Below are 2,681 nucleotides of genomic sequence, written 5' to 3'. Positions count from 1 at the left end.
GCCTGATTCTGGTGTCCCGTCCGCTCCGGCGGACGGGCTCGCCAACGCCCGGGAATTCTCCTAACCTCCCCCGTCGCTTTTCGCGACGGGGGAGTTTCGCGTCATGAATTCCACGATTCGTTGCCTTGCTCTTGCCGCCGTCGTCACCGTCGGAGCGGGCGCCGCCTACGCGCTTGCCGATGGCATGGTGGCCGCGTTCGAGAAGATCAAGGCCGGCTATTGACGACGGCAGCTGACAGAACCGGAGTCGTCATCGTCGGGGCCGGCTTCACCGGCCTGACGGCCGCGCTCGAGCTGAAGAAGGCCGGCATCGATTTCCTCGTGCTGGAAGCGCGCGACCGGGTCGGCGGGCGGGTGGAGGCGACGCGGAACGGGCTCGGCGAGCTGATCGACCGTGGCGGCCAGTTCCTGTGCGAGGACATGCCAGAGCTGATGGCGCTGGCTAAGGCGCGCGGCAAGACATTCGTCGAGACCTATGTCTATGGCGATTTCATCACCCATCCGTCGATGTCGGCCGGCCAGGCGGAGCGGACCTATGTGACCGCGATGGCGATCCGCGAACGCATGAACCGAATCGAGCCGGACGATCCCGCGATCGCTGGGCTGACCGTCGCCGGCTGGCTGCAACGCCAGGAGGATCCGGCCGATGCCAAGGCGGCCTTCCGTTCGATGATCGAGGGCCTGTGGTGCCTGGCGCTGGACAAGCTGCTGCTCTGGTATCTGATCGACAATGATCGCCGCATCACCAACGAAGTGCCGGAGCTGCAGTATTTTCTGCGCGAAACCATGCAGTCGCTGGCCGAGGACCTTGCCGGCGACCTCGGCGACCGGCTGCGGCTGAACGAAGCGGTCATTCGCATCGAGCGCCGACCGTCAGGCGTTCGCGTCGTCTCGGGCAGTGCTGCCATCGAGGCGCGCGAGGCCCTGGTCGCCCTGCCGCCTGCGACGGCCGACAAGCTCGATTTTCAGCCCGCCTTGCCGGCGGCCTTGAAGAAGGCGCTTGGCGTCTGGGAAAGCGGCGCGGTGGTCAAGATACTGATCCGTTACCCCAAGCCGTTCTGGCGCGAACGGGATCTGAGCGGCATGGTGATGTGGCGCGACATGCCGGGCCTGTTTGCATGCGACGCCAGCAAGGATGCCGAGCACGCAGCGCTCGTCGTCTTCATCGGCGGACCGCTGGCGCTGCGCTGCCGCAAGCTGAGCGCCGCGGCGTTGCGCGCCGAAGTCACGGCGAAGCTCGTGGATGCGCTTGGCCCGGAGGCGGCCGATATGCTCGATTTCAGCCACCGCGACTGGACGGATGACCGCTGGAGCGGCGGCGCCTATGGCGATCTCATCGTCGACGCGACGGCACGGGATGCCGAGCGCACGATTCTTGCCGGCGCGCCGCCGGTGCATTTCGCCTCGTCGGAAGTGTCGCCGTCATTTCCCGCCTATGTCGAGGGCGCTATCGTGGCCGGGCGCATCGCCGCCGGAAAGATCCTGACCAGCCTTCAATCCGCCATCGCCACCAGGGCTTCGGGATCGTAGGCGAGGCGGATCGGCGCGCCGACGGGGATGTCGTCGGCGCCGAAATCGTTGGTCTCCGTCACCGAGAGCGGCTTTTCCAGGCCGGGTATCTCGACGATCAGGTGGGTGATCTCGCCGAAATAGTGGCGCTCGACCACCTTGCCGGCGACCTCGAATTTGGCCGTCGCATTGTCCCACAGTACGCGCAGCCGTTCCGGCCGGATGCCGAGCGTCGCCGCGCCGCCATTGCGGACAAAAGCCTTCGGCTTGTCGGTCCTGACGCGGCCGAAACCCAGCGTGTCGAGCACCAGCGAGGCGCCGTTCTCCTCGACGATTTCGGCCTTGACGAAGTTCATGCCGCCGAGGAAATCGGCCACCTGGCGGTTGACGGGGCGCTGATAGATCTCCTTCGGCGAGGCGATCTGCGCGATCTTGCCGCCGAACATCACGGCGATGCGGTCCGACATGGCCAGCGCCTCGTACTGATCATGCGTGACCAGCACGAATGTGATGCCGACCGCCTGCTGCAACCGGCGCAGTTCAACCTGCATCTGCTCGCGCAGCTTCTTGTCCAGCGCCGAGAGCGGCTCGTCGAGCAGCAGCACCTTGGGACGCATGACCAGCGCGCGGGCGAGCGCCACGCGCTGGCGCTGGCCGCCGGAGAGCTCGGTGGCCCCGCGCTTGCCGAGACCGGTCAGCGACACCTGCGCGAGTGCCTCCTCGACGCGGCGCCTTTCCTCGCCCGCTTGCAGCTTCAAGCGCTTCAGCCCGTAGGCGACGTTCTGCTCGACATTGAGATGTGGGAAGATGGCATAGCTTTGGAATACCATGTTGGTCGGACGGCGGTTGGCGGGAATGCCCTCCATCGGCTGGCCGTCGACGGCGATCGAGCCGCTGGTCGGATTGTCGAAGCCGGCGATCATGCGCAAGAGCGTGGTCTTGCCGCAGCCAGATGGGCCGAGCAACGAGAAGAACTCGCCTTCCCGGATGGTCAGCGAAGCATCGTCAAGCGCCTTGAAGGCACCGTAGCTGCGGGTGACATCGCGGATCTCGATCATCGGCCGCTCCGACTGGAGACGATCGGCCTGGCGCGGCCGTTTGGCCTCAATCACATCAGGCATAAAGGCCTCCCTCGGTCTGCGTGCGCCTGGCCGATCGTCTCCAGTCGGAGC

At 66.2% G+C, this 2,681-nt stretch carries 2 protein-coding genes; one reads left to right on the top strand and one right to left on the bottom strand.

From position 1 onward, the window contains the following. The first annotated feature begins 219 nt into the window (after positions 1-219). Positions 220-1,530, top strand: a complete 1,311-nt coding sequence (locus tag EN742_RS31035) for a flavin monoamine oxidase family protein (protein ID WP_127406546.1) — start codon at positions 220-222, stop codon at positions 1,528-1,530. Here the strand turns inward: EN742_RS31035 and EN742_RS31030 are convergent. Then, positions 1,494-2,567, bottom strand: coding sequence for an ABC transporter ATP-binding protein (locus EN742_RS31030; protein ID WP_126059341.1), 1,074 nt, complete (start codon positions 2,565-2,567; stop codon positions 1,494-1,496). The genes EN742_RS31035 and EN742_RS31030 overlap by 37 nt on opposite strands. Between the last annotated feature and the right edge of the window lie 114 nt (positions 2,568-2,681).

Origin of the sequence: Mesorhizobium sp. M4A.F.Ca.ET.020.02.1.1 (genome assembly GCF_004022645.1) — a bacterium.
Lineage (GTDB): Bacteria > Pseudomonadota > Alphaproteobacteria > Rhizobiales > Rhizobiaceae > Mesorhizobium.
Note: the sequence above shows the minus strand (reverse complement) of the source record. Positions and strands in the feature narration are given on the sequence as shown.

Bases quoted from the DNA above. Each gene is read 5' to 3' on its own strand.
- EN742_RS31030 (WP_126059341.1), bottom strand. From the start codon at position 2,567: ATGATCGAGATCCGCGATGTCACCCGCAGCTACGGTGCCTTCAAGGCG.